The 25,730-nt window shown below is 65.9% G+C and carries 27 protein-coding genes; 10 read left to right on the top strand and 17 right to left on the bottom strand.

The annotated features are described in order from the left end of the window. Positions 1-44: 44 nt before the first annotated feature. Positions 45-983 carry a 23S rRNA (guanosine(2251)-2'-O)-methyltransferase RlmB gene (rlmB, locus tag ACSBQT_RS15185; protein WP_435002005.1) on the bottom strand — a complete coding sequence of 313 codons (939 nt, stop codon included), beginning with the start codon at positions 981-983 and terminating at the stop codon, positions 45-47. 60 nt (positions 984-1,043) lie between these two features. Continuing rightward, positions 1,044-2,495: a cysteine--tRNA ligase gene (cysS, locus tag ACSBQT_RS15190; RefSeq protein ID WP_435002006.1), complete on the bottom strand. Its 1,452-nt coding sequence runs from the start codon at positions 2,493-2,495 to the stop codon at positions 1,044-1,046. Positions 2,496-2,743: 248 nt separating this feature from the next. Here cysS and ACSBQT_RS15195 point away from each other — a divergent pair, with 248 nt between their 5' ends. The 5 genes from ACSBQT_RS15195 (at position 2,744) to ACSBQT_RS15215 (ending at position 8,129) form a co-directional block, all read left to right on the top strand. Next, the gene (locus ACSBQT_RS15195) at positions 2,744-4,303 is read left to right on the top strand and encodes a sodium-dependent transporter (protein ID WP_410708761.1); all 1,560 of its coding nucleotides are present in this window, start codon (positions 2,744-2,746) and stop codon (positions 4,301-4,303) included. 1 nt (position 4,304) lies between these two features. Then, positions 4,305-4,418, top strand: coding sequence for a methionine/alanine import family NSS transporter small subunit (locus tag ACSBQT_RS15200; protein WP_264799662.1), 114 nt, complete (start codon positions 4,305-4,307; stop codon positions 4,416-4,418). 342 nt (positions 4,419-4,760) lie between these two features. Beyond that, positions 4,761-5,852, top strand: a complete 1,092-nt coding sequence (locus tag ACSBQT_RS15205) for an S-(hydroxymethyl)mycothiol dehydrogenase (protein WP_435002007.1) — start codon at positions 4,761-4,763, stop codon at positions 5,850-5,852. Further along, positions 5,852-6,523, top strand: coding sequence for an MBL fold metallo-hydrolase (locus ACSBQT_RS15210; RefSeq protein ID WP_435002008.1), 672 nt, complete (start codon positions 5,852-5,854; stop codon positions 6,521-6,523). Before ACSBQT_RS15205 ends, ACSBQT_RS15210 begins: the two co-directional genes overlap by 1 nt. A 286-nt stretch (positions 6,524-6,809) precedes the next feature. After that, the gene (locus tag ACSBQT_RS15215; protein ID WP_435002037.1) at positions 6,810-8,129 is read left to right on the top strand and encodes an amino acid permease; all 1,320 of its coding nucleotides are present in this window, start codon (positions 6,810-6,812) and stop codon (positions 8,127-8,129) included. Between the two features lie 248 nt (positions 8,130-8,377). Here the strand turns inward: ACSBQT_RS15215 and ACSBQT_RS15220 are convergent, their stop codons facing one another. The 4 genes from ACSBQT_RS15220 to ACSBQT_RS15235 form a co-directional block, all read right to left on the bottom strand. Next, complete coding sequence (locus ACSBQT_RS15220; RefSeq protein ID WP_435002009.1) at positions 8,378-9,391, bottom strand: hypothetical protein; 1,014 nt, start codon at positions 9,389-9,391, stop codon at positions 8,378-8,380. A gap of 84 nt (positions 9,392-9,475) precedes the next feature. After that, complete coding sequence (gene ispF / locus ACSBQT_RS15225) at positions 9,476-9,961, bottom strand: 2-C-methyl-D-erythritol 2,4-cyclodiphosphate synthase (RefSeq protein ID WP_410708767.1); 486 nt, start codon at positions 9,959-9,961, stop codon at positions 9,476-9,478. Then, positions 9,958-10,992 carry an IspD/TarI family cytidylyltransferase gene (locus ACSBQT_RS15230; RefSeq protein ID WP_435002038.1) on the bottom strand — a complete coding sequence of 345 codons (1,035 nt, stop codon included), beginning with the start codon at positions 10,990-10,992 and terminating at the stop codon, positions 9,958-9,960. The genes ispF and ACSBQT_RS15230 overlap by 4 nt, the downstream gene beginning before the upstream one ends. After that, positions 10,986-11,468 carry a CarD family transcriptional regulator gene (locus ACSBQT_RS15235; RefSeq protein ID WP_025779034.1) on the bottom strand — a complete coding sequence of 161 codons (483 nt, stop codon included), beginning with the start codon at positions 11,466-11,468 and terminating at the stop codon, positions 10,986-10,988. The genes ACSBQT_RS15230 and ACSBQT_RS15235 overlap by 7 nt, the downstream gene beginning before the upstream one ends. 351 nt (positions 11,469-11,819) lie before the next feature. Here ACSBQT_RS15235 and ACSBQT_RS15240 point away from each other — a divergent pair, with 351 nt between their 5' ends. Next, a complete protein-coding gene (locus tag ACSBQT_RS15240; protein WP_435002010.1) occupies positions 11,820-12,383 on the top strand; it encodes a hypothetical protein in 564 nt (187 codons plus the stop codon). A gap of 236 nt (positions 12,384-12,619) precedes the next feature. Here the strand turns inward: ACSBQT_RS15240 and ACSBQT_RS15245 are convergent, their stop codons facing one another. Next, the gene (locus tag ACSBQT_RS15245; RefSeq protein WP_039208435.1) at positions 12,620-13,303 is read right to left on the bottom strand and encodes a response regulator transcription factor; all 684 of its coding nucleotides are present in this window, start codon (positions 13,301-13,303) and stop codon (positions 12,620-12,622) included. Further along, positions 13,300-14,658 (bottom strand): sensor histidine kinase, encoded by a 1,359-nt coding sequence (locus ACSBQT_RS15250; RefSeq protein ID WP_435002011.1) that lies wholly within the window; start codon positions 14,656-14,658, stop codon positions 13,300-13,302. Before ACSBQT_RS15250 ends, ACSBQT_RS15245 begins: the two co-directional genes overlap by 4 nt. 267 nt (positions 14,659-14,925) lie before the next feature. On the opposite strand from ACSBQT_RS15250, the gene phoU reads away from it, so the two are divergent. Continuing rightward, positions 14,926-15,588: a phosphate signaling complex protein PhoU gene (gene phoU / locus ACSBQT_RS15255; RefSeq protein ID WP_410708770.1), complete on the top strand. Its 663-nt coding sequence runs from the start codon at positions 14,926-14,928 to the stop codon at positions 15,586-15,588. Between the two features lie 61 nt (positions 15,589-15,649). Here the strand turns inward: phoU and ACSBQT_RS15260 are convergent, their stop codons facing one another. After that, positions 15,650-16,594, bottom strand: coding sequence for an EamA family transporter (locus ACSBQT_RS15260; protein ID WP_435002012.1), 945 nt, complete (start codon positions 16,592-16,594; stop codon positions 15,650-15,652). Between the two features lie 72 nt (positions 16,595-16,666). On the opposite strand from ACSBQT_RS15260, the gene ACSBQT_RS15265 reads away from it, so the two are divergent. After that, positions 16,667-17,584, top strand: coding sequence for a LysR family transcriptional regulator (locus ACSBQT_RS15265; RefSeq protein WP_435002013.1), 918 nt, complete (start codon positions 16,667-16,669; stop codon positions 17,582-17,584). Positions 17,585-17,678: 94 nt separating this feature from the next. Here ACSBQT_RS15265 and ACSBQT_RS15270 read toward each other — a convergent pair whose 3' ends face one another. Further along, a complete protein-coding gene (locus tag ACSBQT_RS15270; RefSeq protein WP_410708775.1) occupies positions 17,679-18,422 on the bottom strand; it encodes a phosphoglyceromutase in 744 nt (247 codons plus the stop codon). A 254-nt stretch (positions 18,423-18,676) separates the two neighbouring features. On the opposite strand from ACSBQT_RS15270, the gene ACSBQT_RS15275 reads away from it, so the two are divergent. Next, positions 18,677-19,720 (top strand): bile acid:sodium symporter family protein, encoded by a 1,044-nt coding sequence (locus ACSBQT_RS15275; protein WP_410708776.1) that lies wholly within the window; start codon positions 18,677-18,679, stop codon positions 19,718-19,720. Further along, complete coding sequence (locus ACSBQT_RS15280; protein ID WP_435002014.1) at positions 19,717-20,490, top strand: GNAT family N-acetyltransferase; 774 nt, start codon at positions 19,717-19,719, stop codon at positions 20,488-20,490. Before ACSBQT_RS15275 ends, ACSBQT_RS15280 begins: the two co-directional genes overlap by 4 nt. A gap of 13 nt (positions 20,491-20,503) precedes the next feature. Here ACSBQT_RS15280 and ACSBQT_RS15285 read toward each other — a convergent pair whose 3' ends face one another. The 7 genes from ACSBQT_RS15285 to ACSBQT_RS15315 form a co-directional block, all read right to left on the bottom strand. Next, the gene (locus tag ACSBQT_RS15285) at positions 20,504-20,884 is read right to left on the bottom strand and encodes an iron chaperone (protein ID WP_410708778.1); all 381 of its coding nucleotides are present in this window, start codon (positions 20,882-20,884) and stop codon (positions 20,504-20,506) included. Beyond that, entirely contained in the window at positions 20,881-21,462 is a 582-nt protein-coding gene (locus ACSBQT_RS15290) for a YbjN domain-containing protein (RefSeq protein ID WP_435002015.1), read from the bottom strand. Before ACSBQT_RS15290 ends, ACSBQT_RS15285 begins: the two co-directional genes overlap by 4 nt. A 50-nt stretch (positions 21,463-21,512) precedes the next feature. Then, the gene (locus ACSBQT_RS15295) at positions 21,513-22,943 is read right to left on the bottom strand and encodes a glycosyltransferase (RefSeq protein ID WP_435002016.1); all 1,431 of its coding nucleotides are present in this window, start codon (positions 22,941-22,943) and stop codon (positions 21,513-21,515) included. 119 nt (positions 22,944-23,062) lie between these two features. Further along, entirely contained in the window at positions 23,063-23,872 is an 810-nt protein-coding gene (locus tag ACSBQT_RS15300) for an alpha/beta fold hydrolase (protein WP_435002017.1), read from the bottom strand. 73 nt (positions 23,873-23,945) lie between these two features. Further along, on the bottom strand, positions 23,946-24,257 hold the full coding sequence (locus ACSBQT_RS15305; RefSeq protein WP_092010787.1) for a DUF2516 family protein: 312 nt from the start codon (positions 24,255-24,257) through the stop codon (positions 23,946-23,948). A 192-nt stretch (positions 24,258-24,449) separates the two neighbouring features. Continuing rightward, on the bottom strand, positions 24,450-24,947 hold the full coding sequence (locus ACSBQT_RS15310; protein WP_410708782.1) for an AzlD domain-containing protein: 498 nt from the start codon (positions 24,945-24,947) through the stop codon (positions 24,450-24,452). Beyond that, positions 24,944-25,720, bottom strand: coding sequence for an AzlC family ABC transporter permease (locus ACSBQT_RS15315; RefSeq protein ID WP_435002018.1), 777 nt, complete (start codon positions 25,718-25,720; stop codon positions 24,944-24,946). Before ACSBQT_RS15315 ends, ACSBQT_RS15310 begins: the two co-directional genes overlap by 4 nt. Positions 25,721-25,730: the final 10 nt, after the last annotated feature.

Consider the following 25,730-nt stretch of genomic DNA (forward strand, 5'->3'; position numbering starts at 1 on the left):
ACCTCGCGCGAGGTTGCTGGGCCGCCGTCAGGTAGTAAGTGGGGTCAGGGGCGGCGAGCTCTGGCCACCTCGTAGAGGGAGACGGCAGCGGCGATGCCGGCGTTGAGCGATTCGGTGGTCGCAGCGATCGGGATCGACACGATCTGGTCGCACTTCTCCGTGATGAGCCGCGACAGGCCCTTGCCCTCGGAGCCGACGACGATGCACAGCGGGTCGCGGGTGAAGGTCAGCTCGGGCAGCTCGACGTCGCCGTCCATGTCGAGGCCGACGACGAAGACGTTCTGCTTCTTCAGCTCGTCGATCGCCCTGGCCAGGTTGACCACCTGTGCCACGCGGATGCGCGATGCGGCACCGGCCGAGGTCTTCCACGCAGCGGCAGTCATCGAGGCGGCGCGACGTTCGGGAATGATCACACCGTGACCGCCGAAGGCCGCCGTCGACCGGACGATGGCACCGAGGTTGCGCGGATCCGTGATCCCGTCGAGGGCCACGAGCAGCGGCGTCTCGGCACGTTCGGCTGCGAACTCGAGCAGGTCGGAGGGATCGGCGTAGTCGTAGGGCGGGACCTGCAGGGCGATTCCCTGGTGGATCGCGTCATCGGTGAGCCGGTCGAGGTCGGGCTTGCTCGCCTCGAGCATCGAGATGCCGCGCTGGGTCGCGAGAGTGATGGATTCGCGGACCCGATCGTCGGAGTCGATGCGTCCGGAGACGTACATCGCGGTGGCCGGAACGCCCTCGCGCAGAGCCTCGAGGACCGAATTGCGCCCGGCGACCATATTCGGTCCGAGCTCCTTCTTCTTCCGCTTCGCCTGCGCCGAGGCGTTCGAGCTCTTGCGCTGCTGTGCGGCCTTGTGCGCCTTGTGGTAGACGCGGTCCTCGGCCTTCGGCGTCGGCCCCTTGCCGCGCAGGCCGCGCTTGTTCTTACCGCCCGACCCCTTGGTCGGACCCTTCTTCGAACCGCCGGAGCGGGGATTGGAAGCCATCTGATTCCTTCAAATACGTTGGGGCCGCGAGCTCGTGCCCGTGGCCGAAAATCGTCGCCCTCAGCCCTCGCCGAGGTGGTAGCGGTATCCGTCGGCCGTGTCCTCGATGACGACGCCGGCCGCGGCCAGTTCGTCCCGTAGAGCATCCGCGGTGGCGAAGTCCTTCTCCGCCTTCGCCTCGGCCCGTCGCTTGGCCATGGCGGCCACAAGGGAGTCGAGCGCCGACTCCGCCTTGGCATCGGCGGCAGAACCGGCCCAGACCGCAGCGCTGGGATTGACACCGAGGATGTCGAGCATGAGCTCCACCTCGGCGACGATCCGCGCCAGGCCCTCCCGGTCGCTGCCGGAGTCGAGGAGCTTCGCCCCCTCGCTCACCGAGGCGAAGACCACGGACAGGGCACGAGGCACACCGAGGTCGTCGTCGAGAGCAGCGGCGAATTCGGCGGGCACGTCGACGCCGCGTGAAGCGTAGGCGTCGCTGACGTCCGGCAACGCCGGCGCGTCCGCGCCGAGTGCCTGGCGGGCTCGCTGGAGGAAGTTCTGCAGCCGTTCCAGCGAGGCCGCGGAGCGTTCCATCGCCTCGTTCGAGAAGTCGAGGATAGACCGATAGCTGGCACCGGTGAGGAAGTAGCGCACGGCCAGCGGGCTGAACGTGGCGAACAGGTCGGAGGCGAAGACCGAGTTGCCCAGAGACTTCGACATCTTGTCCCCGCCCACATTGAGCAGACCGGAATGCATCCAGATGTTCGCGAACTGATCCCCTGCGGCACGGGACTGCGCCAGCTCGTTCTCATGGTGCGGGAAGCGCAGGTCGAGTCCGCCGCCGTGGATGTCGAAGTTCGACCCCAGGTACTTCGTCGACATGGCCGAGCACTCGATGTGCCAGCCCGGTCGGCCCCGCCCCCAGGGCGACGGCCACGAGGCGGTGATCGGCTCGGAGTCCTTGTGCGCCTTCCACAGCGCGAAGTCCCGGGCGTCCTTCTTTCCGCGCAGCTCGGCGCCCTCGGAGAGCTCCATGTCATCGAGCTTCTGGTTCGTCAGTGCCCCGTAGTCGCTCCACGAGGCGGCGTCGAAGTAGACATCGGCGCTGCCGTCGAGCGCGGGGTAGGCATGTCCGGCTTCGATGAGGCGGGAGATGAGTTCGATCATCTCCGTGATGTGCCCGGTCGCGCGCGGTTCGCTGCTCGGCGGCAGAACGTCGAGCGCGTCGTAGGCGGCGGTGAAGGCGCGCTCGTACTTATACGCGTGAGCGAACCACTCCCGTCCTTCTTCGACGGACTTCGACAGGATCTTGTCGTCGATGTCGGTGACGTTGCGGACCATGGTCACCCGGTAGCCGCTGTAGAGCAGCCAGCGGCGAAGGGTATCGAACACCGAAGCCGACCGCAGGTGGCCGATATGCGGTTCGCCCTGCACCGTGGCGCCACAGACGTAGATACCGACCTGACCGTCATTGACGGGGCGCAGTTCTTCGGTCGTGCGGCTGGCGGTGTTATAGAGCGAGATAGTCACGCCCTCAAGTCTACCGGGCCTGGGGCTTTTCGCGGTTTCGGCGAATTCGATACTAGACTGTTATGCGGCTCACGTGATGCGCAGCACATCGCACAGTGAATTCCCAGTAAAATGGGATCAAGCAACGAAGCTCGACTCGAGAGTCGTTCTCGCTATTCGGACTTCACACCGGGTCACCGGTCTCACAGACGAAACTTCGGTGGCCCCGTTCGGTCGCGACGATCCGCGACCGGTCAAGAAAGGACATCATGTCACCCAAGTCATCACCCCAGAGGGAGGTCTTCGTCTCCCGCGGCGCGTTCATCTTCGCGGCCATCGGGTCGGCGGTCGGCCTCGGCAACATCTGGCGCTTCCCCTATGTCACGTATGACAACGGCGGCGGCGCGTTCATCATCCCCTACCTCGTCGCGCTGCTGACGGCAGGCATTCCGCTGCTGTTCTTCTACTACGCGATGGGGCACCGTTCGCGCGGATCGGCACCGCTGGCCCACAGAATGGCACATAAGGGCGCCGAGCCCATCGGCTGGTTCGCCACCGGTGTCGCGATCATCATCGGCATCTACTATGCCGCGATCATCGCCTGGGCCGGCTCCTATATGTTCTTCTCGCTCACCGAGGCCTGGGGTGACGATTCGGAAGGCTTCTTCTTCGGCGAATACCTCAAGATGGGTGACCCGGGAATCTCGCTCGATTTCGTACCCGGCGTGCTCATCCCGATCATCATCGTCTGGATCATCGTCCTCGCCATTCTGCTCCTCGGTGTGCAGAACGGCATCGCGAACTTCTCGAAGATCTTCATTCCGCTGCTCATCATCCTCTTCCTCGCTCTCGTCGTCCGGTCACTGTTCCTGCCCGGCGCCGCCGAGGGACTCAATGCGCTGTTCACTCCGGACTTCAAGGCGCTGACGGATCCGAGCGTGTGGATCGCGGCCTATGGGCAGATCTTCTTCTCGCTGTCGATCGCATTCGGCATCATGATCACCTACGCCTCGTACCTGAAGAAGAAGACGAACCTCACCGGTTCGGGTCTCGTCGTCGGCTTCTCGAACTCCGCGTTCGAGATCCTCGCCGGCATCGGCATCTTCGCTGCACTCGGCTTCATGGCCACGGCGCAGGGCGTCGAGGTCGCCGATGTGGCCTCCTCGGGCATCGGTCTGGCCTTCGTCGGCTTCCCGACCCTGATCTCGGAGATGCCGGGAGGAGCGATCTTCGGATTCGTCTTCTTCCTCTGCCTCGTCTTCGCCGGAATCACCTCGCTGATCTCGATCATCCAGGTGCCGATTCAGGCGCTGCGCGACAAGTTCCGCGTCGGCAACAAGGCCTCGACCGCGTGGATCGTCGGCAGCATGGCTGTCGTCTCCATCCTGCTCATGCCCACCATCACCGGTCTGTACGCACTGGACACGATGGATGCGTTCGCGAACAACATCGGCATCGTCGGTTCGGCCATCATGTCGATCGTGGTCGTCGGCTGGGCCATGCGGAAGCTGCCGGTCTTCAGTCGTCACCTCAACGCGGTCTCGAGCTTCAAGCTCGGACCGATCTGGATGACGCTCATCTCGATCACCGGCGTCGTGCTCGTGTACATGCTCATCACCCAGATCCTCACCTATATCAACGACGGCTACGAGGGCTACCCGCCGCTCATCCTCGGAGTCTACGGCTGGGGCATGATCGGACTCCTCATCATCGGATCCATCATCCTCACCCTGGTCCGCTGGCCGAAGGCGACGATCGACGAGATGGAGGCGGCCGTCGCCGATTCCGTCGCAGAAGAGAACCTCCGCACCGAGAACAAGGGAGTCTGACATGGGCACATCAGCAATCGTCATGATGGTCATCGCAATGGTCACCGTCTGGGGCGGCCTCATCGCGGCGCTTCTGCACCTGCGCAAGCACCCCGACGAAGACGTCGCCGACTGATCGCTGCGGGGTGAATCCCACCCCGTGATCACGTCCGGCTGAGTCGGATCCGCAGTGCCGCCTCGGCGACGCGGATCGGCTCACCCTCACCGAGGCGGCCCGATGCATCCCCAGCATCGGGCCGCCTTCGTCGTTCCACCTTCACCCGTCCTTGGGGAGTCCACCACCGGACCTGCCCCGCCCGTTTCCAGCGCATCGTCTCACCACCGCATCCGCCACTGGTCGAGCCCAGCGTGCTTGGTTAGGGTGGGGATTGTGAGCACCCCGTCCGGGGGTGCACTCAGTCCACGTCGGGTGTTCCCACCAGTCGGACCCCGTCGCCGAAGACATTTAGGAGACGCAATGCCACAGACCGTCAAGGGCGTCATCTCCCGCAGCAAGGGAGCCCCAGTCGAACTCACCGACATCGTCATTCCGGATCCGGGTCCGGGCGAGGTCGTCGTCGATGTGAAGTCGTGCGGCGTCTGCCACACGGACTTCCACTACCGCGAAGGCGGAATCAGCGATGACTACCCGTTCCTGCTCGGCCACGAGTCCGCCGGAGTCGTCTCCGAGGTCGGCGATGGAGTCACCGAGGTCGCGGTCGGGGATTTCGTCATCCTCAACTGGCGCGCCATCTGCGGCGACTGCCGTGCCTGCAAGCGCGGCGAACCCTGGTACTGCTTCGACACCCACAACGCTTCGCAGAAGATGACACTGACCGACGGCACCGAGCTCGAAGCCGCTCTGGGCATCGGCTCGTTCGCCGAGAAGACGCTCGTCGCCGCAGGTCAGTGCACGAAGGTCCCCGAGGCGGACCCGGCCGTCGTGGGTCTGCTCGGCTGCGGAATGATGGCCGGTATCGGCGCTGCCATCAACACCGGTGAGGTCACCCGCGGGAAGTCCGTGGCCGTGATCGGCGCCGGCGGTGTAGGCTGCGCGGCGATCGCCGGTTCGGCGCTGGCCGGGGCGAACACGATCATCGCCCTCGACATCGATGAGAAGAAGCTGTCGTGGGCCAGCGATTTCGGTGCCACGCACACGGTGTCGACGAAGGGCATGAGCGAGGACGAGGTCGTCGCCGCGATCCAGGAGCGCACCGGAGGCTTCGGTGCCGATGTCGTCATCGACGCCGTCGGACTCCCCGCCACCTGGCGGCAGGCCTTCTACGGCCGCGACCTCGCAGGCACCGTCGTCCTCGTCGGCGTGCCGACCCCGGAGATGGAGCTCACGGTTCCGCTGCTCGACGTGTTCGGCCGCGGCGGCAAGCTCAAGTCCTCGTGGTACGGCGACTGCCTGCCCGACCGCGACTTCCCGATGCTCGTCGACCTCTACCAGCAGGGACGCTTCCCGCTGGAGAAGTTCGTGTCCGAACGCATCGGCCTCGGCGACGTCGAATCCGCTTTTGAGAAGATGGCCAAGGGCCAGGTCCTGCGATCGGTGGTGGAACTGTAATGACAGCTATTGAGCATCTCGTCACGTCGGGCACCTTCTCCCTGGACGGGGAGACGCACAACGTCGACAACAACGTGTGGATCATCGGCGATGATTCCGAGGTCATCGTCATCGACCCCGCCCACGACGTCAATGCGATCGCCGAGGCGGTCGGATCCAGAGACGTCAAAGCCGTTCTCCTCACGCACGGTCACGACGACCACGTGGGAGTCGTCCGCGACTTCGCACAGCGGGTGGGCAACCCCACCGTGTACCTCAATCCCGATGACTATGTCCTGTGGGATATGACCTATGAGAACTACCGTCCCGAGGGACAGATCGCCTACGGCGACACCTGGACCGTCGGCGGAATCAAGCTCAAGGCCCTGCACACTCCCGGACATTCCCCCGGTTCGACGTGCTTCTTCGTCGAGACCGGCCTGCCGGTTCCGGCATCGGCCGGTGCCGGACGGGCCGTCGGTCCGGTGCTGTTCTCCGGAGACACCCTGTTCAACGGCGGCCCCGGAGCCACGGGACGTTCGCATTCGAGCTTCGAGACGATCATCGAATCGATCCGCGACGTGCTCTTCCCGCTGCCGGAAGCGACCGTCGTGCTCACCGGACACGGTGATTCGACGTCGATCGGCGCCGAGAGTCCGGCCCTCGAGGACTGGATCAAACGCGGCAGCTGAGCCGCCACAGACCGACGGCTGATCGGCAGCTGATCCGGCTCTGACCGCTCGCCGGCGAACACGCAGAGCGCATCGCCGGCAGGCCTCCGGTCAGTCTCTGACCGACCAGTGCCACTCGCAGACGCGGGTCGCGACCCCCAGTGGTCCGCGACCCGCGTCTGCGCTTTCCGCCCCTGACGGATAGACTCGTCGGGTGCCTGAATCACAGTCTTCGCAGCCCGCCGAGTCAGCGTCTGCCTCGGCCACCGGCGCTTCCGCCACGACGTCCAACGGCCTCAAGGTGGGGATGAAGCCCCGCCATCTGGTGATGATGAGCCTCGGCTCGGCCATCGGCGCCGGTCTCTTCGTCGGCTCCGGTGCCGGAGTGCAGGCGGCCGGACCCGCCGTGCTCATCTCCTACGTCGTCGCGGGTCTCATCGTCATCTTCGTCATGCGGGCGCTGGGCGAACTCGTCGCCGCCGATCCGAACCCGGGTGCGTTCTCGCACTATGCGGGCAAGGCCATGGGGCCGGCCGCGGCGTTCGCCGTCGGTGCTCTGTGGTGGGTTCAGCTGTGCCTCGTCGTCGCCGCCGAGGCCACCGCCGCCGCGCAGATCGCCGCCTCCTATATTCCGGCGGTCCCACAGTGGGTCATCGCCTTGGCGATCATGCTCGTCTTCACGGCCATCAACCTCACCACCTCGGGCAGCTTCGGTGAGTTCGAGTTCTGGTTCTCGCTCATCAAGGTCGCCTTCGTCGTCCTCTTCGTGGTGCTCGGTGCCGCGTACCTGTTCGGGTGGACCCCGGCCGAACCGCCCGCGCAGATCTTCGCCGACGGGTTCATGCCCACCGGCATCTCCGGCATCGCCGCCGGCCTGCTCGTCGTCGCGTTCGCCTTCGGCGGCATCGAGATCGTGGCGGTCGCCGCGGCCGAGACCGCGAACCCCGAGCGCAGCGTCTCTCAGGCGATCAAGACGATCGTGTGGCGCATTCTGTTCCTCTACATCGGGTCCGTGGCGATCATCGTCCTCGTCCTGCCGTGGACGGACGACCGCCTGGCCGAGTCCCCGTTCGTGGCCGTTCTCGAGACCGCCGGATTGCCTTTCGTCGCCTCGCTGCTGGCCGCGGTCATCGTCATCGCGCTGCTGTCGTCGATGAACGCGAACATCTATGGGGCGTCCCGGATGTCGTTCTCGATGTCGCAGCGGTCCATGCTGCCGCGCGGACTCGGCCGCACCAATCGCCGCGGTGTGCCCGTGGCAGCGGTGCTGGCCACCTCGGCGTTCGGCTTCGTCGCCGTCGCACTCAACTATTTCTGGGCCGCCGAGGTCCTCGGGGTCCTGCTCAACATCGTCGGGTCGACGCTCATCGTCACCTGGGTCGCCACCCTCGTATCGCAGATCGTTCTGCGACGTCGCGCCGAGGCGGCCGGTCAGTCCCTGCCGCTGCGCATGTGGGGCTACCCGTGGCTGTCGTATGTCACCCTGGCCGGCATCGCCGTGATCATCGGGCTCGGCCTCACCGTCGAATCCGTGCGCTTCCAGATCGTCGGCACGCTCATCTTCGTCGTCGCGCTCTACCTCGTCGGTCTCGTCGTCACGAAGCGCCATCCCAACGCGAAGGTCTGAGTCCGGCGTTCACCGCCACCGAGGCGGCTGTCACTTCCGCGCCCGGACCGCGGCAGTCCTCGCCGTAGTCCTCACGGCCAGACCGCGGTAGTCCCCCGCGCCCGGACCGCGACAGTCCCCCGCAGCAGTCGTCGCGGCCGGACCACGGCAGTCCTCGCGGCCGGATCGCAGCCGACTCGCCGCGATCCCCCAAGGCCGGCGTTCAGCCGCAGCCTTCGTCCAATGCGGACATCTGAAGCCGCCGAGCCTCAATCGTCAAGTGCATCCAACGCGGCAATGAGCTCCCGCAGGCAGTGGGCCGAATCTGCCGATTCCGCCCAGCCGGCGAGCATGTCCCGTGTCTGGCCCACGTGCCGGGCAAAGTGCCTGCCCGCATAGTTCGTCACGTCGATCGGCACGATCCTCTCCAGCGCTTCGAGCACGACGTGCGCGGCGATGCCGAACACGGGAATCGGCACCCCGAGGCGGTTCCGCACGGCTTCGCTCGCGGCCTTCGCGGGACGGTCAAGGTGTGATTTCAGTGCAGCCCAGCTGCCGTCGCGGATGCTGAGTTCGGCGACGAAGGGAATGAATACCGTCGGCGGCAGAAGCACGGCTTCCATCGGCACCGGCAGAGCGAGTCGACCCAACCTCCTGACAAGCACACGCACCGCGGTCGAAGGTCCTGCGACGAGGAAGCGCGGCGCGCCGACCGGTGCCCAGTACGTCACTTCTCGCCCCGGTTCGACCTCCCGCATGGCCTCTCCCTCGCGACCGCCGGCTGTGCGCACACCTCTGTCGACCTCCCCGACCCCGTTGCCGGCCGTGCGCACGACTTCAGCCGGCGGACCCGGGTCCAGTCGCTCGGACAGGAACGCGGGTCCGAAGATGACTGCTTGGGTGGCGGGGAAAACGGCTTGTACTCGCTCGAGGTCTCCCTCGACCTGGCTCGTGGTCGCAATGAACGCGGGCGCGATGTCCCGAATCGCCGAGACCACCTCCGCGTCGAGATCTCCCGGTCGAGTCGTCAGCACGATGAGGTCCCAGCGTCCGTGCGCGGCAGCAGCGGCCCAGTCTGTGATCACCACCCGCCGAGTCGCGGCCACTCTGGTCACCGGCCAGCCATTGCAATCGGTCGGGTCGAAGGTGCTCACGCGCCGTGGAAAGGACGACCGCCCATGAGGACCAGCAGCGCGGGAGACGACGGCGACCTCATGGTCATCGGTGAAGAGCGCGGCCCCTGCGATGCCGATAGCGCCGGCCCCTTGGAAGAGGACTCTCACTGCTTGTTCCTTCCTCGACTCTCGTGACTCGGTTCGAGCAGATCAGTGCAGGTGACACGGTACGGGTGGTTCAGAGCTGGTGAATCAGTTCGGATGAATCAGTGCCGAGGCGATGGCGGCGACTCCTTCGCCGCGACCGGTCAGGCCGAGGCCGTCAGAAGTTGTGCCCGATACCGATACGGGTGCGTCGGCAGCAGCCGACAGCGCCCGTTGGGCCTCTGTTCTGCGGGTGCCGATCTTCGGTCGATTGCCGATCACCTGAACGGAGATGTTTCCGATCTCGAAGCCTGCCTCGCGGACGATGCGGGCCGCCTCGGCGAGCAGCACCGATCCCGAGGCGCCGGCGAATTCCGGACGGTCGACGCCGAAGTGCTCACCGAGGTCGCCGAGTCCCGCGGCGGAGAACAGGGCGTCGCAGCAGGCGTGGGCGGCAACATCGGAGTCCGAGTGTCCTTCGAGTCCTCGTTCGCCCGGCCACAGCAGTCCCGCAACCCACAGCTCACGTGCGGGATCGGCGGCGAAGGCATGGACATCGACGCCGGTGCCGATGCGGGGAATGACCTGATTCATCGTGGCTCCTTTGCCGAATCCGGCGCGCCCGGTCCAGGGGCGCCCGGTCCAGCGGCGACGGCATCATCACGCATTCGGGCGAGCTGTTCTGCGAGGACGAGGTCGAGCGGATAGGTGATCTTCAGCGCCTCTTCGTCACCGTCGACGGCGACGACGTCGACGCCGAGGCACTCGACGAGCCCCGCATCGTCCGTCGGCAGGGCACTGCCCTGCCGGTCGGCCCCGGTCGTCGAGCCCGCACCATCGGTCAGGCCCGCTCGATCTGCGGAGCCAGCCCCACCGGTCGGACCAACTCCATGAGCAGAGGTTGAGCCGTCGGCGGCAAACACGTCATGGGCCCGCCGGAGCACCTCGGCGCGGAACCCCTGAGGCGTCTGGACCCGTCGCAGCACGGCCCTGTCGAGGTCGCCCCGCACCACTGCACGACCGCCGGCGCCCACAGCGACGGCAAGATCCGGATTGTTGGGTCGATCTGCGGTGGTTTCAGCGCCAGAATCGTCGTGGATCGACCCGACAATTCCGTCGGATGCGCCCTCCGTGCCCGTGCCTGCCCCTGCGCTCGAGTCCGCACCGACGGCTGCGTGCGGAACGACCCTCCGCACGGTATCGACCATCGGCAGAACCGGAACGACCGCCTCGGCGCCGGAATGCAGCGCGGCGACCACTCGAGTGAACACATCGGGCGGGGTCAGACACCTCGCCGCATCATGGACGAGAACGTATTCCGCATCGCGCTTAAGTTTCAAGGCTGTTTGCACCGAGGAATTGCGATCATTGCCACCTGCTACGGCTGTAATTGAAATTTCGCATTTCATCCGCGTGACTGCTTCGGCGATTTCTTCTTGCGCCTGCAAAAGAAAATCCTCGGGAGCGGCCACCACGATTGCGGAGGCGACTCCCGAGGAGATGATCGTCTCGAGGCTGCGGGCCAGAAGGGTCCGTCCGTTCACACGGACGAAAGCCTTCGGCTCATTGCAACCCAGACGGGATCCCGACCCTGCGGCCGGGATGATGACACAGGTGCTCAGGATGCAAGCACTTCGTCCAGCAGAGCTTCTGCTTCGGACTCTTCCTTCTTCTCGGCCAGTGCGAGTTCGGAGACGAGGATCTGGCGAGCCTTCGAGAGCATGCGCTTCTCACCGGTCGACAGGCCACGGTCCTGCTCTCGACGCCAGAGGTCACGGACGACCTCGGCTACCTTGATGACGTCACCGGACTGGAGCTTCTCGACATTGGCCTTGTACCGACGGGACCAGTTCGCGGGCTCTTCGACGAATTCGGCACGCAGGACGTTGAAGACCTTCTCGACGCCTTCTTCACCGACGACATCTCGCACACCGACCAGATCGCAGTTCTCTGCCGGAACTTCGATCACGAGATCGCCATGGGCGACCTGGAGCTTGAGATACAGCTTCTCCTCACCTTTGATGGCACGTTTCTTGATTTCTTGGATTGTCGCTGCACCGTGATGTGGATAGACAACAGTGTCGCCGACCTGGAAACTCATATTCTCTTCAAACCCCTTTCGCGGAATACCAGTTTACCATGAGGCTCGCCACAGAAATCGTTCAGGGTAGCGAATCTTCATGCTAGGCTCCGCCTCTGCCGCACACCGTGATGACCCCGGCTGACGCCTCTGCCAGCGAGAACATCGGAGAGGGCGCATTGCCACGAAGCTCGGCATTCAACCTCGACCGAACGCGATGCGGGCCGAACTTCGCCGCCTCTTCACCGAAACTTCAACCGCGACGCGCCCGAGCGTCGCGGAACCTCGTCCACTCCGGCCACCCGGTTCTACAGCGGGTCAAAAACCGGGTAGTATACAGACTGATCTTGTATTGCCACTTCAAGGAGCATAATGAAACGGCACAACCGCGCGGCTCTCGCCGTTGCCGCACTCGCTCTCGTTATCCCCGTCAGCGGATGTGCAAGCCTGCTGTCTCCCCATCAGACCGCCGAATACCACTACAACGGCGGCGATGGAGCCTCGGGAGCCGTCGGCGACGTCGAAGTCCGTGGGCTCATGCTCATCACGGACGAGGAAGGCTCCGGTCCGGCGCAGCTGTTCTTCACCCTCATCAACAAGGGTGACTCCACCGCCAAGGTGTCCATCGAGGTCGCCGACACCACGGTGAGCGAATCGATCAAGGCCGGCGACACCTTCGTCCAGGACCCGAAGAGCCCCGAGACCTCGTCCAAGGAAGTCGTCACGGTCGACAGCCTCAAGGCGAAGCCCGGCGACCTCGTCGACATCACTGTCAAGAACGGCGGCGACGAGAAGGTCATCGAAACCCAGCTCCTCACCGATACCCTGCCGTACTACGAAGAGTACGTGCCGTCGGAATCGCCGTCCGAGTCCCCGTCGGACATGCCGACCGAGGATGCCGGAGCAGCAGAGGGAACCGCAACGGCCAACGGCTGATCCGTCTTCCTCAAGCACCGGGACCAGTCCCGCGCGAGAGCACAGAAGGAGCCGCTCACGTCATGTGAGCGGCTCCTTCTGCATTCACGTCCGGCCAGCCGATCCCGGCCCGACGAACCCGGCCTCACGAACCTGGCCGGCATCCACCGACCTCGCCGATCAGCAGGCGCGGGTCTCGCCGGCACCGAACCTCACTCTTCGACGATCTGAATCCCAGGCTTCGCCGGATGGCGCCCTCAGGCTTCGAACTTGTATCCGAGTCCGCGCACCGTGGTGAGCAGACGCGGCTCCGAGGGGTTCTCCTCGATCTTCGCGCGCAGTCGCTTGACGTGGACGTCGAGCGTCTTCGTATCGCCCACGTAGTCCTCGCCCCAGATCCGGTCGATGAGCTGACCGCGGGTCATCACGCGGCCGGAGTTGCGCACGAGGATCTCGAGCAGTTCGAACTCCTTGAGCGGCATGGACTGCTCTTCACCACGCACGGACACGACGTGGCGTTCGACGTCGATGCGCACTCCCCCGGCCTCGAGCACGGACTCGTCTTCGAATTCCTCGGTCTCGACATTGCGGCGCAGCACCGCCCGCACGCGAGCCAGCAGCTCACGTGAGGAGTACGGCTTCGTCACATAGTCATCGGCGCCGAGTTCGAGCCCCACGACTTTGTCGATCTCCGAATCCTTGGCCGTGAGCATGATGATCGGCACATTGGACTTCGCCCGCAGCTCGCGGCACACTTCGGTGCCGGAGGCGCCGGGCAGCATGAGGTCGAGCAGGACCAGATCGGCGCCGGTGCGGTCGAACTCCGCCAGAGCCTTGAGCCCGTCATCGGCGACCGTCACCTCGTACCCTTCCTTACCGAGCAGGTACGACAGCGGGTCCGAGAACGAATCTTCGTCCTCGACAAGCAGAATACGAGTCACGTTGTGAGCTTCCTTTGTTCGCTTTCTTCGGTCAGATCCTCGGGTGGGTCGGCGGTCGCCCCGCCGCCTCCATTATCACCGGAGGACGCGTCGTTGTCGCCGAGCGGGTCGTCCGCGCCGGACGCGGCGGTTCCGCGCCCGTCGTCATCCGCCGAGGCGGTCCCGGTCGGATCCGCGGAATGTTCGATGAGGACCCCGGCCGGGGCCGAATCAGTCGCGGAGGCTTCGGTCGCAGTTCCGGCCAACGGGAGCACGATCGTGAATGTCGATCCCTTGTTCAGCTGGCTCCACACACGCACTTCACCGCCGTGGGTGGCGACGATGTGTTTGACGATGCTCAGCCCCAGCCCGGTGCCGCCGGTGATCCGGGAGCGTGCCGGGTCGACTCGGTAGAAGCGCTCGAAGACGCGCTCGGTGTCCTGGGCGGTCATGCCGATGCCCTGATCGGTCACGGCGATCTCGATGCGCTCGTCGACGAGGTCGACCCCGACTCCGACGCGGGTGCCCTCCGGCGAATAATTCACAGCATTGTCGATGAGGTTGCGGACCGCGTTGACGAGCAGTTCGTAGTTGCCCTCGATGAGCAGATCGCTCGGCGGGGAGACCTCGATATGGATGTTCTTGCCTTCCGCCCCGGTCCGGGCACGGTCAGCGGCATCGTCGACCACCTCGGCGACGGAGATCTTCTCGGTCGTCGCGGGAGCGGCGTGGTCCTGGACGCGGGAGAGGTCGATGATCTCCTGCACGAGCTGGGTCAGCCGCTTCGACTCCCGCTGCATCCGCCCGCCGAAGCGTTCGACCGCGGCCGGATCGTCGGCGAAGTCGGTGACCGCCTCGGCGAGCAGGGCCATCGCACCGATCGGAGTCTTGAGCTCATGGGAGACGTTGGCGACGAAGTCCCGGCGGACGGCGTCGACGCGCTTGGATTCGGTCTGATCGTCACAGAGGACGAGGACGAAGGAGGTGCCCAAGGGAGCGACGCGGGCGTGGAGGTAGCGGAGCACGGAATCGGAGTTCTCCCGTGTCTGCTCGAGGTCGATCTCTTCGATGAGACCGCGTGCACGAACGCGGCCGACGACCCGCAGCATCTCGGGCGATGCCAGGGAATGACCTCTGACCAGGCCGAACGTATATGCGGCCGGGGACGCCTTGACGACATCGTCACCGGCGTCGATGACGATCGCGGCCGAGGGCAGGACGGCCAGCACCTCGGCGATGCCTTCGGGCAGGTCGTCTTCGGAATGCAGATCGGCAGCATCGCGGGAGCGTTCGCTGAATCGGAACGCAAGAATTCCCGCTATACCCAGGCCCAGGCCGACAACGCCGGTCAGGACCGCCACTACTAAGAGATCCACAGCCTCAAGCTTAGGCGGTGTCTACCGTCCCGGCGCACCGAATTCACTTCTGCTGGCGGTATTTGCCGAGGAATTCACCTTCCCGTCTGGAGTAGTTCACTCGATCGTGCGATGCTGACGTCTGTGTGCCTGCGTTCCCCGTCGTTCCCACCTTCCGCTTTCCCCCGCTGAGAGTGCGGACCGGAAGCGCCGGCACTCCTCAAGACACCAAGCACCGCCGACAGTCACTCCAGATTGTCACAATCGAGAGTTAAGGAACCGCAGTTCATGCGCGAAGTCTTCAGAAACGAATTGGACGACCTGGCCACCCAGCTGGTCGGCATGTCCACCAAGGTCCTCGACGCCATCCGCCTGGCCAACCAGGCGCTGCATTCGAATGATCTCGAGCTGGCCGAGAAGGTCATCGAGGCCGACTCCGTCATCGACAATATGCAGTTCACCCTCGATCAGCAGGCCGCCGAGATGCTCGCCCTGCAGGCCCCGGTGGCCGCAGATCTGCGCGCCGTCATCGGCTCGCTGCGGATGTCCGCATCCCTCGAGCGCATGGGCGACCTCGCCCGTCATATCGCACAGCAGGTGCGCATCCGCTATCCGGAGTCCGCGATCCCCGAGGCCTTCGAATCCGTGTTCGCACGGATGGGCGAGTCCGGTGAGAAGATCGCCGAGGCGACGCAGAGCCTGCTCTCGAATCCCGGCCTGTCCGATGTGCCCACGATCAACTCCATCGACGAGGAGCTCGACGAACTCCACCTGAGCGTGTTCGGGAAGCTCGGCGAAGCTCCCGCTGGTTCGCTGGCTCCCCGTCATATCGCCGATGTCACCCTGCTCTCGCGCTACTACGAGCGTTTCGGTGATCACGCAGTGTCCGTGTCGCAGAAAGTCGAGTACCTGCTCACCGGAAACTGGGAACCCTACCTGTCGAAGAAGTAGGGATCGGGCTCGACGAAGCACGAATCCACCGAAGCGCCCCGACATTGTCGGGGCGCTTCGCTTATCTGGAGGCCGAGACCTCTTCCGGCGCCTGACTGACGACGACCTTGCGGCGTCGTCTGGGCCCGTTCTTGATACCGCGGGCCAGGGTCTTGAGCACTCCCGTCGTCACGGCGACGCCGAGGAGCAGCAGGACTCCGCCGATGAGTTCGGCGATGCTCGGACGGTCTCCGAGCACGATCCAGGCGGAGATCACTCCGACCGGCGGGACGAGCAGGGAGAACGGGGCGACCTGCGAAGCCGGGAAGCGGGCGAGCAGCGAGTTCCAGATGACGTAGCCGACCAGCGATGCCAAGCCGGCGGTGTAGACGACCGAGGCCACGACACCCCAGGTCGGGTGCGTGAGTGCGTGGGCCACCTCGGCGGGTCCGTCGATGAGCATCGACAGTGCGACCATCGGAATCGGGACGACGAGAGCCGACCACACGGTCATCTGCACTCCGTTCGTGCCGGGTTTCACGCCGCGGGCGATGACGTTGCCCGTCGCCCAGGACAGGGCGGCCCCGACAGCGACGAGGAAGGCGACGATCGGTACGTTCGCCTGCAGACTCAGACCGATGACGGCCAGGCCGACGAGCCCGATGAGGATGCCGATGATCTGGCGGCGAGTCGGGATCTCGTGCAGCACGAGGGCCGCGACGATCACGGTGAACGCGGCTTGGATCTGGATGACGATCGAGGTCAGGCCGGCGGGCAGCCCGAGCGCCATGGAGGCGTAGAGAAGGCCGAACTGGCCGGCCGACATGAAGGTGCCGATGAGGAGGACGCGACCGAAAGAGCCGCGGGGAAAGCGGACGAAGAAGATCGCGGGCACCACGACGAAGGTGAATCTGGCGGCGACGAGGAGCAGCGGCGGCCAGTCGCGCAGGCCGAGATCGATGAAGATGAAGTTGACGCCCCAGAGTACGACGACGAGGAGGGCGAGCATGGAGTGGACCCAGCGCATGACTCCATGCATTCCGGCCCTGTCGTCAAATTTCCATTAAAAGTCCGTCCACTGTTTCATTAAGATAATTTGATGATCGATACAGTTGCGCTGCGCACCCTCGTCGCCCTCGATTCGCTCGGTTCGGTCACGGCGACGGCCGAGTCCCTGGGATACACGCCGGCTGCGGTGAGCCATCAGCTGCAGAAGCTCTCGCGCTACCTCGGCGCACCGGTGACGGAGCGGACAGGCCGCGGCATCGCGCTGACACCGGTGGGGCGGGAGCTCAGCCGGCGCGGGGCGGGCCTGCTGGAGGAGTTGGAGAGTCTGGAGACCGCGGCCCGAGCGCAGTCGGGTGAGCCGCGGGGGCGGATCACGGTCGGCGGGTTCTCGACGGGGATCCGCGGACTGCTCGTGCCCGCGCTGCCGCGGTTGGCCGCCTCGGCGCCGGAGCTGACGGTGTCGAACTTCGAGGAGGAGCCGGATGAGCTCATCGAAATGGTCACGGCCGGCAGGATCGATGCCTCCCTTGTCTTCGGCTGGGATTCGTCCTCGCTGCATCTGCCCGCGACGCTGATCTCGGAGACGATCACCGCGGATCGGGCGGATATCGTCATGCACCGGGATCATCATCTGGCCGCATGCACCGAGGTGACCCGCGCCGATCTGCTCGGCGAGATGTTCGTGTCGGCTCCGCGCAATGCCGTGTGCCATCGCTGGCTGACGGCGCTGTTCGAGGAGCTGGACAGCAAGCCGCAGATCGACTATTGGGCCATCGAGTACGACACGCAGATCGAGTTCGTCCGAGCTGTCGGGGCGTTGGCCCTCGTGCCGCGGTTAGGCAGGCCGCATCTGCCGGCAGATGTCGTGGCGGTGCCGCTCGATGATCCGAGCATTGCCCGCACGATCTCACTGGTGTGGCGGAAATCGATGTCGGCCTCCCCCGCCATCGTCTTTCTGCTCGAAGAGATGAAGGCGATCGCCGGGAAGGCCGACACGATCAGTGCATGAGTGAGGCCGGGGTTCGGCGTCCGAGTGCTGTCTCGACGCCCGAGCCCGAACGGAGCCCGAACGAACCCTGCCCCTTCTACGATGGGCCCGAGATTCAGCGTCCCTGGTTGGCGACCTGGCCGATGGCGGCCGCGGCCGCCTCGGCGTCGAGGTAGGTTCCGCCGGGGGTGACCGGGGTGAAGTCCTCGGTGAGCTCGTAGTGCAGCGGAATGCCGGTGGGGATATTCAGCCCCGTGATGTCGGCATCGGAGATCCCGTCGAGGTGCTTGACCAGTGCGCGCAGCGAGTTGCCGTGGGCGGCCACGAGCACGGTCTTGCCGACGGTGAGTTCGGGCACGAGGGTGTCGTACCAGTACGGCAGGAGGCGATCGATGACGTCGGCGAGGCACTCGGTGCGGGGCAGCGCATCGCCGAGGTTGGCGTAGCGGGCTTCAGCGGCCTGTGAGAATTCCGAGCTGTCGGCCAGGGCCGGCGGCGGGGTATCGAAGGAGCGGCGCCAAGTCATGAACTGCTCTTCGCCGAACTCGTCGCGGATCTCCTTCTTGTTCTTGCCCTGCAGTGCGCCGTAGTGGCGTTCGTTGAGGCGCCAGCTGCGGTGGACGTCGAGCCAGGACAGATCCGCTGCCTCGAGTGCGATGTTCGCGGTCAGGATCGCACGCTTGAGGCGCGAGGTGTAGACGACATCAGGGATGAGGTCTTTCTCGCGCAGCAGTTCGCCGGCACGCTTGCCTTCGGCCCGGCCTTTGTCCGTGAGGGTCACGTCGACCCATCCGGTGAACAGATTCTTCTGGTTCCATTCGCTTTCGCCGTGGCGCAGCAGGATGAGGTTATACGTCATGGCTCCATTTTGACACGACCGTTCGGCCGGAGACGCCGATGCCCGTCATCACTGACCGTCATCACTGACCGTCATCACTGCCAGTCATCGCTGCGGTCTCCTCCGGCGGTGGCCCGCCAACGCCACACCGATCCTCCTCGCCACCGCTCTTCCTCCCCCACCGATCCTCCTCGCCGCCGATCCTCCTCGCCGATCGGGTCTCAATTCCTGGGCAACTGTCTCGAATGACAAAATCGACGGAGTAGCCTGGACCCATGTCACAAACGCCAGCACCCCAGGCCTCCGGGAGCACCGCCGCTCCCTCTGCCGACCGCAGCTCGATCATCGCCGTCACTGCCCTGCCGGTCCTCGTCGTCATCGCAGGAGTGCTCGGGTTCCTGCTGCCCGATGCCTTCACGCCTCTGGCGCCGTCGATCACGTGGGCGCTCGGCGTGGTCATGTTCTTCATGGGCCTGACCCTGACGCTGCCCGACTTCGCCCGCATCGCGAAGCGGCCGTGGATCGCGGTGCTCGGAGTCGTCACTCAGTTCGTGGCGATGCCGCTGCTCGGCCTCCTCGTGGTGACTGTCTACGGGCTGCCGCCCGAGATCGCGGTCGGCGTCATCCTCGTCGGCTGCGCTCCCGGCGGCACTGCGTCGAATGTCGTGACCTATCTGGCCAAAGGCGACACGGCGCTGTCGGTGTCGATCACGACCCTGTCGACTCTGTGCGCTCCCGTACTCACCCCGCTGCTGACTCTGTGGTTGGCTGGTTCGTATATGGACGTGCCGTTCTGGTCGATGTTCGTCTCGATCTGCCAGACCGTGCTCGTCCCGGTCATCGTCGGCGTCCTTGTCCGGGTGTTCGCGTCGAAGTTCGTCGACAAAATCTCGCCGGTGCTGCCATGGCTGGCCTCGATCGCCATCGCCTATATCGTCTCGATCGTCGTAGCCGGTTCCGCGGGTTCGATCGCCACTGCCGGTGTGCTCGTTCTGCTGGCCGTCGTCACGCACAATCTGCTCGGGCTCGGCGTCGGCTACGGTGTCGCCGCGGCCTGCCGCCTCGACACTCCGACCCGTCGCGCGCTGTCCTTCGAGGTCGGACTCCAGAACTCCGGTCTGGCGTCGACCCTGGCCACCACGTACTTCTCACCGCTGGCAGCACTGCCCGGAGCGGTCTTCAGCGTGTGGCACAACGTCTCCGGGGCCCTGTTGGCCTCGCTCTTCGCTCGTCGCCCCTACGGCAAACCGCCGGTCGGTGCGTCCAATAGTGAGCCGGCCGCTGCCGGAGCGACCTCCGCTGGGACCGCGAGCCGATGACCACCGAGGCGGCCCCGGGCGAGGGCAGACCGGGTCAGAGCGAATCGGGTCGGGGCGAATCGGGTCGGGGCGAATCGGGCCGAGGCTTCGACGGGTTCTCCCCTCAGACCCTGGATCTGGCGGGCCGGACGTTCGTCGTCCGTCGCGCGACCGAGACCGATGTGCCGGCCATTGTTGCACTCCTGCGTGACGACGTGCTCGGAGCCGTCCGTGAGGCCGATGTCGAAGTGGACGACCGCGCGGACGCTGTCGCAGCCGGCTCTGCACCTGCCATCCCCAACGCCGAGGATGCGGCCCCTTATGCTCGTGCGTTCGCGCTCATCGACGCCGATCCCAATCAGCTCCTCGTTGCCATCACCGAAGCATCCGGCCGGGCTGACCCGCCGGGCCGGGCTGACATCGCCGACCGGACCGAGTCAGCCGAACAGGCCCAATCAGCCGGCCAGCCCCGATCAGCAGGCCAGCCTCTATCAGCAGGCCAGGCGCACGACGGCTCGGCCGTCGTCGGGACCCTGCAGCTGAGTCTGCTGCCCAGCCTGTCGCGCCGCGGTACGCTCCGACTGCAGATCGAAGCGGTACGCGTCGGCCCCTCTGCTCAGGGCATCGGGCTCGGCACCGCGGTCTTCGGATGGGCTCACGAATGCGGTCGCCGCTTCGGCGCCGGACTCGTTCAGCTCACCACTGACAAGTCACGCACCGGTGCTCAGCGTTTCTATGATCGGCTCGGCTATGTCGCCAGCCACGAGGGAATGAAGCTGCCGCTCGACTGAGACCGGCGCACCCTCACATCCACTTCACTCCGTCGACCTCGAATTCGCGGATCCGGTGGGCGATCATCTCGGTCAGCAGCTCGGTCGGAATCTCTCCGTCATACGGCAGTTGGATCGACCCCTTACCGGTGTCGAAGTCCTGCAGACGGTCGGCGAAGGCGTCTTTCGTGCTGGGAGTGAAGACGACATTCGCGTGCTTCTTGTACCCGGCGAACACGAACAGGATCGAGCCGAGGGCATAGGCGGGGCTGCCCCATTTGAGGCTCTCCTCGGCCTGCGGTGCAGCACCACGGCTGAGCTTGCGCAGCCGGGTGAGAAAGGCTCGGTGTCGTTCGTCGTCGAATGAGGCGATGTATTCGTCGACATTCGCGGGCTTGGAGGCGGCCGCACTCATGGGCGCGGGCCCTCGCTCGCACGATCGACCGACACCGCCGGAGGCTCGGAATCGGCGTCGCCGAAGGTGCCGAGGAATTCGTTGTCATCCCCGCTGAGCACCTTCTCGAAGGCCGCGAGGTTGCGCGTCGATTCACCTCGGCCGACCCTCCAGGCCCACTCCTTCTTCATTCCGGTGAGGAACCCGATCTGGAGAAGCTCGTTGAATGAGGAATCCGCCGTGGCGAGTATCGCCCCGAGAAGTCCGTCGAGGTCATCGAGCAGATGCTCTCGGGGCACGCTCGCACGCAGATAGACATCGCCGAGGCTGTCGATCGCAAACGCCACCGGCCCGGGTTTGAGGTTCTTCTGCAGCAGCCACCGGTTGAATGCGGCCGAATTCTCGTCCGGATGGCGGATGACGAACGCCTGCAGATGGGCGGTGCGAGCGAAGACGCTGATCGCCACGTTGGTCTTGAGCTTCTTCTCCCCCGGCAGGGTAACGACGATCTCCGCATCCTCGATCGAATCGACGGGAACGTCGTTGTTCTCGGCCCAGGTGCGCACTCCGGACAGGATCGCCTCGGTGTCGGTGCTCATGCTCTCACGCCTTTCGCTCGGCTCTCGTGCTCACCGCCGACTCTAGTCGTTCAGCATGCCCCCAGCGCTTCCGAGCGCCGCGTTGACGAGCCGGAGATGTCCGGCACAGCGTCGAGGACGGCTGCCACAGTGCGGCCCCAGTCGAAGCGTTCGGCACGGTCGACGGCGTGGCCGGCGAGTTCGGCTCGCAGCTGCGTGTCAGTGAGCAGCGTTTCGATCGCCGTCGCCCAGTGGTGCGGGTTGTGATCGGCGATGAGCAGTCCCGAATGTCCGTGTTCGACGATCTCCGGGAGTCCTCCCACCGCCGAGGCGATCGCCGGCAGACCGGAGGCGGCCGCTTCGGCGGCCACGAGTCCGAAGGATTCGCTGCGCGAGGGAACGACGAGCACGTCCGCGGCCCGGTAGTAGTCGACGAGGATGTGGGAGGGAACGGGCGGGCGGACCTCGACGCTCGGTTCGCTCGCGATCGCCGCGGTCAGCTCCCGCAGATACGTCGAGGACTGCCGGACCGCTCCCCCACCTGCTTCGACGCCTTCCCCCGAGGCGGCACCGAGGAGGATACCGCGGGTCCGGGAGGCCAGGTGCGGGTTGCGTTCCCGCAGTTCGGCCAGGGCGTCGACGGCGACGTCGGTGCCTTTGATGAACTGCATACGCCCCACGTAGAGGACGATCGCCTCGTCCGAGTCGAATCCCAGACGCTTCCGCGCTCCCGACTGTGAGCCAGGTGCGTAGAGCGCGTGGTCGACACCCGGTCGGGCGACGACGACCGAGTCGGGATCGGCGTGGAGTTCTGACACGAGGTCGCGGCGTTCGGCGGGGGTGGCTGCGACGAGCAGGTCGGCCTCGGCGGCGATGCGCTTTTCGGCTTCGAGTCGTTGGGGACGTTCGTGGCTGGTGTCGGAATCGCGGTTCTTCACGGCCCCGATCGTGTGCATGCTCACCGCGATCGGTGCTCGGTCAGGTCTGGTCTGCCCGGAAGCGGGCTCAGCGCCGAAGTCGCCGGACTCAGCGCCGATGTCACCGGATTCAGCGATGGTGTCGACGGCGATGTCACGAGCGCGCAGGGCCGCCTCGGCGGAGATCCAATAGTGGGTCCAGATGAGATCGGCTGCGCGGAAGTCGGGGTGGGCATTGAGCATGTCGGCGAGTTCGTCGATCGCGTCAGCGAGTTCGTCCTTCGTCGTGGCGCCGACGGGCAGGTGGTGGAGGGTGATGGATTCGGTGATCTCCAGCCTCGCGCTCCGACCTGCGGCGGGGCCCGCGCCGCGCCCCTGACCAGCTCCGGTCCCGTCGACAGCGACGCCTTCGCTGCCTCCCGTGCCGTCGAGTCCGCCGGGGTCGGCGGTGAACACGTCGACTCGATGTCCGGCGGCGGCGAGCGCGCGCACGGATTGGTCGACGTAGACGTTCATTCCTCCGGCGTCGCCCTGGCCGGGCTGGGCGACGGGCGAGGTGTGGAGGGAGAGGACGGAGATGCGCACGGAGACAGTCTAGCCAACGACCTCGGTCCGGTGACCAGCCGAAGCCAGCACGCCCCCGAAGCCAGCGCCCAATCGAAGTGAACGCCTAACCGAAGCCAGCCCCTAACCGAAGCCAGCGTCTAGTCGAAGAACTCGCCGAGGATGCGCCGCACATCGTGACGGCCGCGCCACAGGATCGATCCGGCCGGCAGCACCTCGAGGCGAGAGTGCGGAATCGCACGGTGGATGTCTTCGGCGACGGGGACCGGATGTGCCGGGTCGTCTTCGTGGGTGAGCACGAGGACGTCGCCGGGGAAGGAGCGCACGTTCTCGGCTGCCTCATCCGTGTCCGCGACAGCGATTTCGAGGGCGAGTCCGAGTCCGTCGGACATGTCCGTGCGGACGAGGTTCTCGGCCTTCGCCTTCGTCCAGGCTCGCGCGGGAAGCATCTGGGCCACCTCGGCGGGTTCGCGGGAGAGCATGAGGTCGACGATGCCGTCGATGTCCTCATCGGCGATGAGGAGGCGCAGTCTCTCCAGGTAGGAGCGGTTGGCGGCGGCCACCTCGGCGGGGAATCCGGTGAAGGAGGCTGGGAGGACGAGGGCGACCTTGTCGAGGCTGCGGGTGACGGGGTGGGCGATGCTCAGCAGGTGGAGGAGTCCTCCGGCGGACATCGAGACGCCCAGCGCTCGGCTAGCCGAGGTGGTCCTCACGGCGTCGGCGAGCACCTCGGCGATCTGCGGGTAGGTCCAGCCGGGGCCGGGTGATGGGCGGCCGCCGTGGCCGGGCAGGTGGAGGAAGTGGCGGGTGCCGGTGATGCCGGTGCCGAAGGGGCGGGTATCGCGGATCGCGCCAGCGAATCCGTGGCCGAAGAGGGTGTGCGGCTCGCCGGTTCCGAAGGTGGCGATGAAGCCGGATTCGGGTCCCGGCAGGTTGAGGTCGGTGCTCATAGAGTGAGTCTAGTCAGCGTGCGCTGGGCGCTTGCCGATCGGGTCCGCGAATGCTGCTGCGGCGTCGATCCGGTCAGCGGTTGCGGTAGCGCGGGTCGACGGCGCGGACCTTCGGGCGCACATCGGTGAGGTAGACGATGCCGGCGACGAGAGCGATGATGTTGAGGAAGATCATGCTCATGCCCATCGGCGGCAGGGCGATGAGGGCGAGCGCGAGTCCGACGCCGAGGAGGATGACCCAGAACTTCTTGCTCTGCTTGTCCACGGCGCGGTAGTTCTCGTCCTTGAAGCGGAGGCAGTCGATGAACGCCCAGAGCTGGACGACGAATGCGGCCACCGTCAGGGCAAGAAAGACGAGACGCTGAAAGCCCGCGATGTATTCCATGGTCCCAGCCTAGCAATCTCGGGCTTTCGGGGCAGTTCCGGGCGGGAGATCCTCGGCAATTGCCCATCCGCATCCCACGGCTTTCACAGTGGGTGCGCACTGCCTCGAGGCGGCGGCCCACGTCTGCGGTGGCCAACGTTTGCGGTGCCGGCTCGCTGCCCCGTGGTTGCGGTCAGTGCGTGCCGCCCCTGCTCAGAGGATCCCGGTGGTGCGGATGAGCGCGCACACTCCCATGCCGATGACGACGGCGAGCAGCATCGGCACGCGCAGAATTGATGCGAGAACGCCGGCGCCGACGCCGATGAGACGGGCCGGATCGGCGATGTCTGTGCCGTCGAAGACCGCGGTCGTGGCGAAGACGGCGCCGATGAGTACGACCGTGGCCCGGTCCATCCACATCGTCACACGCTCGGTCGAGTCGGCCGAATCACCTGCCCCCGCCGAGGCGGCTGTGCCCTGTCCGTCGCGCCGTGCAGGGATGGCTGTGCCCTGTTCGTCGCCACTTGCAGGGGCGGCTGCGCCCCGTCCGTCCACACCCGCGGAGGAGCCAGCCCCCACCGAGGCGGTCGCCGGGGTCCGCCGGCGCCCCTTCGTGGCGATGGCCGCTCCCACCTTCACGCCGGCGAAGCGCATGAGGTAGGTTCCGAGGCTCAGCCCGGCAAGGGCGATGAGGAAGCTGACGGCGCTCATCGGCGGCTCTCCTCTCGAGTTGTGCGCTGCGAGTGTTCGGCATCGTGCTGGTCTGCGCTGTTGTTTCCGGGGCGGCAGCGTCGGATGAACCACCGCACGGCCCAGCCGGCTGCGACGAAGACGAAGACGGACAGTGAGGTTACGGCACCCAGACCGAGCGGCAGCAGCGGGGTCAGGCCAACGGCGATGAGGATGCCGATGACGGTCAGCGAGAGTGTGACCCGATTCTTCAGGTCCCCGCGGATGAGGCAGAAGAGGATGATCGGGAAGGCCGCGTCGAGGCCGAGCAGGTCCGCGTTGATGACGCTGCCCAGCCACTGGCCGACCATGGCACCGCCGGGCCACATGATGGCGATTGCGGCACCCATGAGCAGGAACGCATGCCATTTCGCCCGGTCGTTGTGCCCGAGACGCGAGATGGCGGTGGATTCGTCGTTGATCCAGTGAGAGGCGATGAGAGCGCGCCAGTCCTGCGGGAAGAAGGGGCCGACGGCGACTCCGAAAGCGAAGTTCCGGGAGTTGACGAGGAGACCCGCAAGCACCGCGAGGATCGGGGCACCGCCGGCGGCGATGACGCCGACGAAGGTGAATTCGGCGGCGCCGCCGAGGGCGAACATCGCCAGCAGCAGAGTCTGCCACCAGGCGAAGCCGGAGACCGCGGAGATCGCCCCGTACGACAGCGCGACTGCGATGATCGTGATGGTGACGATGACAACCGCACGATAGGTCGAGCCGGGGAGCACCCGATCAGCCGTGCGAAATAATGAACCCATGTTCTACACA

Source organism: Brevibacterium sp. H602 (genome assembly GCF_051172395.1).
Classification (GTDB): domain Bacteria; phylum Actinomycetota; class Actinomycetes; order Actinomycetales; family Brevibacteriaceae; genus Brevibacterium.

Bases quoted from the DNA above. Each gene is read 5' to 3' on its own strand.
- phoU (WP_410708770.1), top strand. From the start codon at position 14,926: ATGCGCGAAGTCTTCAGAAACGAATTGGACGACCTGGCCACCCAGCTG.
- ACSBQT_RS15210 (WP_435002008.1), top strand. From the start codon at position 5,852: ATGACAGCTATTGAGCATCTCGTCACGTCGGGCACCTTCTCCCTGGAC.
- ACSBQT_RS15265 (WP_435002013.1), top strand. From the start codon at position 16,667: ATGATCGATACAGTTGCGCTGCGCACCCTCGTCGCCCTCGATTCGCTC.
- ACSBQT_RS15200 (WP_264799662.1), top strand. From the start codon at position 4,305: ATGGGCACATCAGCAATCGTCATGATGGTCATCGCAATGGTCACCGTC.
- ACSBQT_RS15235 (WP_025779034.1), bottom strand. From the start codon at position 11,468: ATGAGTTTCCAGGTCGGCGACACTGTTGTCTATCCACATCACGGTGCA.
- ACSBQT_RS15260 (WP_435002012.1), bottom strand. From the start codon at position 16,594: ATGCGCTGGGTCCACTCCATGCTCGCCCTCCTCGTCGTCGTACTCTGG.
- ACSBQT_RS15300 (WP_435002017.1), bottom strand. From the start codon at position 23,872: ATGAGCACCGACCTCAACCTGCCGGGACCCGAATCCGGCTTCATCGCC.
- rlmB (WP_435002005.1), bottom strand. From the start codon at position 983: ATGGCTTCCAATCCCCGCTCCGGCGGTTCGAAGAAGGGTCCGACCAAG.
- ACSBQT_RS15215 (WP_435002037.1), top strand. From the start codon at position 6,810: ATGAAGCCCCGCCATCTGGTGATGATGAGCCTCGGCTCGGCCATCGGC.
- ACSBQT_RS15205 (WP_435002007.1), top strand. From the start codon at position 4,761: ATGCCACAGACCGTCAAGGGCGTCATCTCCCGCAGCAAGGGAGCCCCA.
- ACSBQT_RS15315 (WP_435002018.1), bottom strand. From the start codon at position 25,720: ATGGGTTCATTATTTCGCACGGCTGATCGGGTGCTCCCCGGCTCGACC.
- ACSBQT_RS15310 (WP_410708782.1), bottom strand. From the start codon at position 24,947: ATGAGCGCCGTCAGCTTCCTCATCGCCCTTGCCGGGCTGAGCCTCGGA.
- ACSBQT_RS15270 (WP_410708775.1), bottom strand. From the start codon at position 18,422: ATGACGTATAACCTCATCCTGCTGCGCCACGGCGAAAGCGAATGGAAC.
- ACSBQT_RS15285 (WP_410708778.1), bottom strand. From the start codon at position 20,884: ATGAGTGCGGCCGCCTCCAAGCCCGCGAATGTCGACGAATACATCGCC.
- ispF (WP_410708767.1), bottom strand. From the start codon at position 9,961: ATGAATCAGGTCATTCCCCGCATCGGCACCGGCGTCGATGTCCATGCC.
- ACSBQT_RS15240 (WP_435002010.1), top strand. From the start codon at position 11,820: ATGAAACGGCACAACCGCGCGGCTCTCGCCGTTGCCGCACTCGCTCTC.
- ACSBQT_RS15275 (WP_410708776.1), top strand. From the start codon at position 18,677: ATGTCACAAACGCCAGCACCCCAGGCCTCCGGGAGCACCGCCGCTCCC.
- ACSBQT_RS15195 (WP_410708761.1), top strand. From the start codon at position 2,744: ATGTCACCCAAGTCATCACCCCAGAGGGAGGTCTTCGTCTCCCGCGGC.
- ACSBQT_RS15280 (WP_435002014.1), top strand. From the start codon at position 19,717: ATGACCACCGAGGCGGCCCCGGGCGAGGGCAGACCGGGTCAGAGCGAA.
- ACSBQT_RS15290 (WP_435002015.1), bottom strand. From the start codon at position 21,462: ATGAGCACCGACACCGAGGCGATCCTGTCCGGAGTGCGCACCTGGGCC.
- ACSBQT_RS15305 (WP_092010787.1), bottom strand. From the start codon at position 24,257: ATGGAATACATCGCGGGCTTTCAGCGTCTCGTCTTTCTTGCCCTGACG.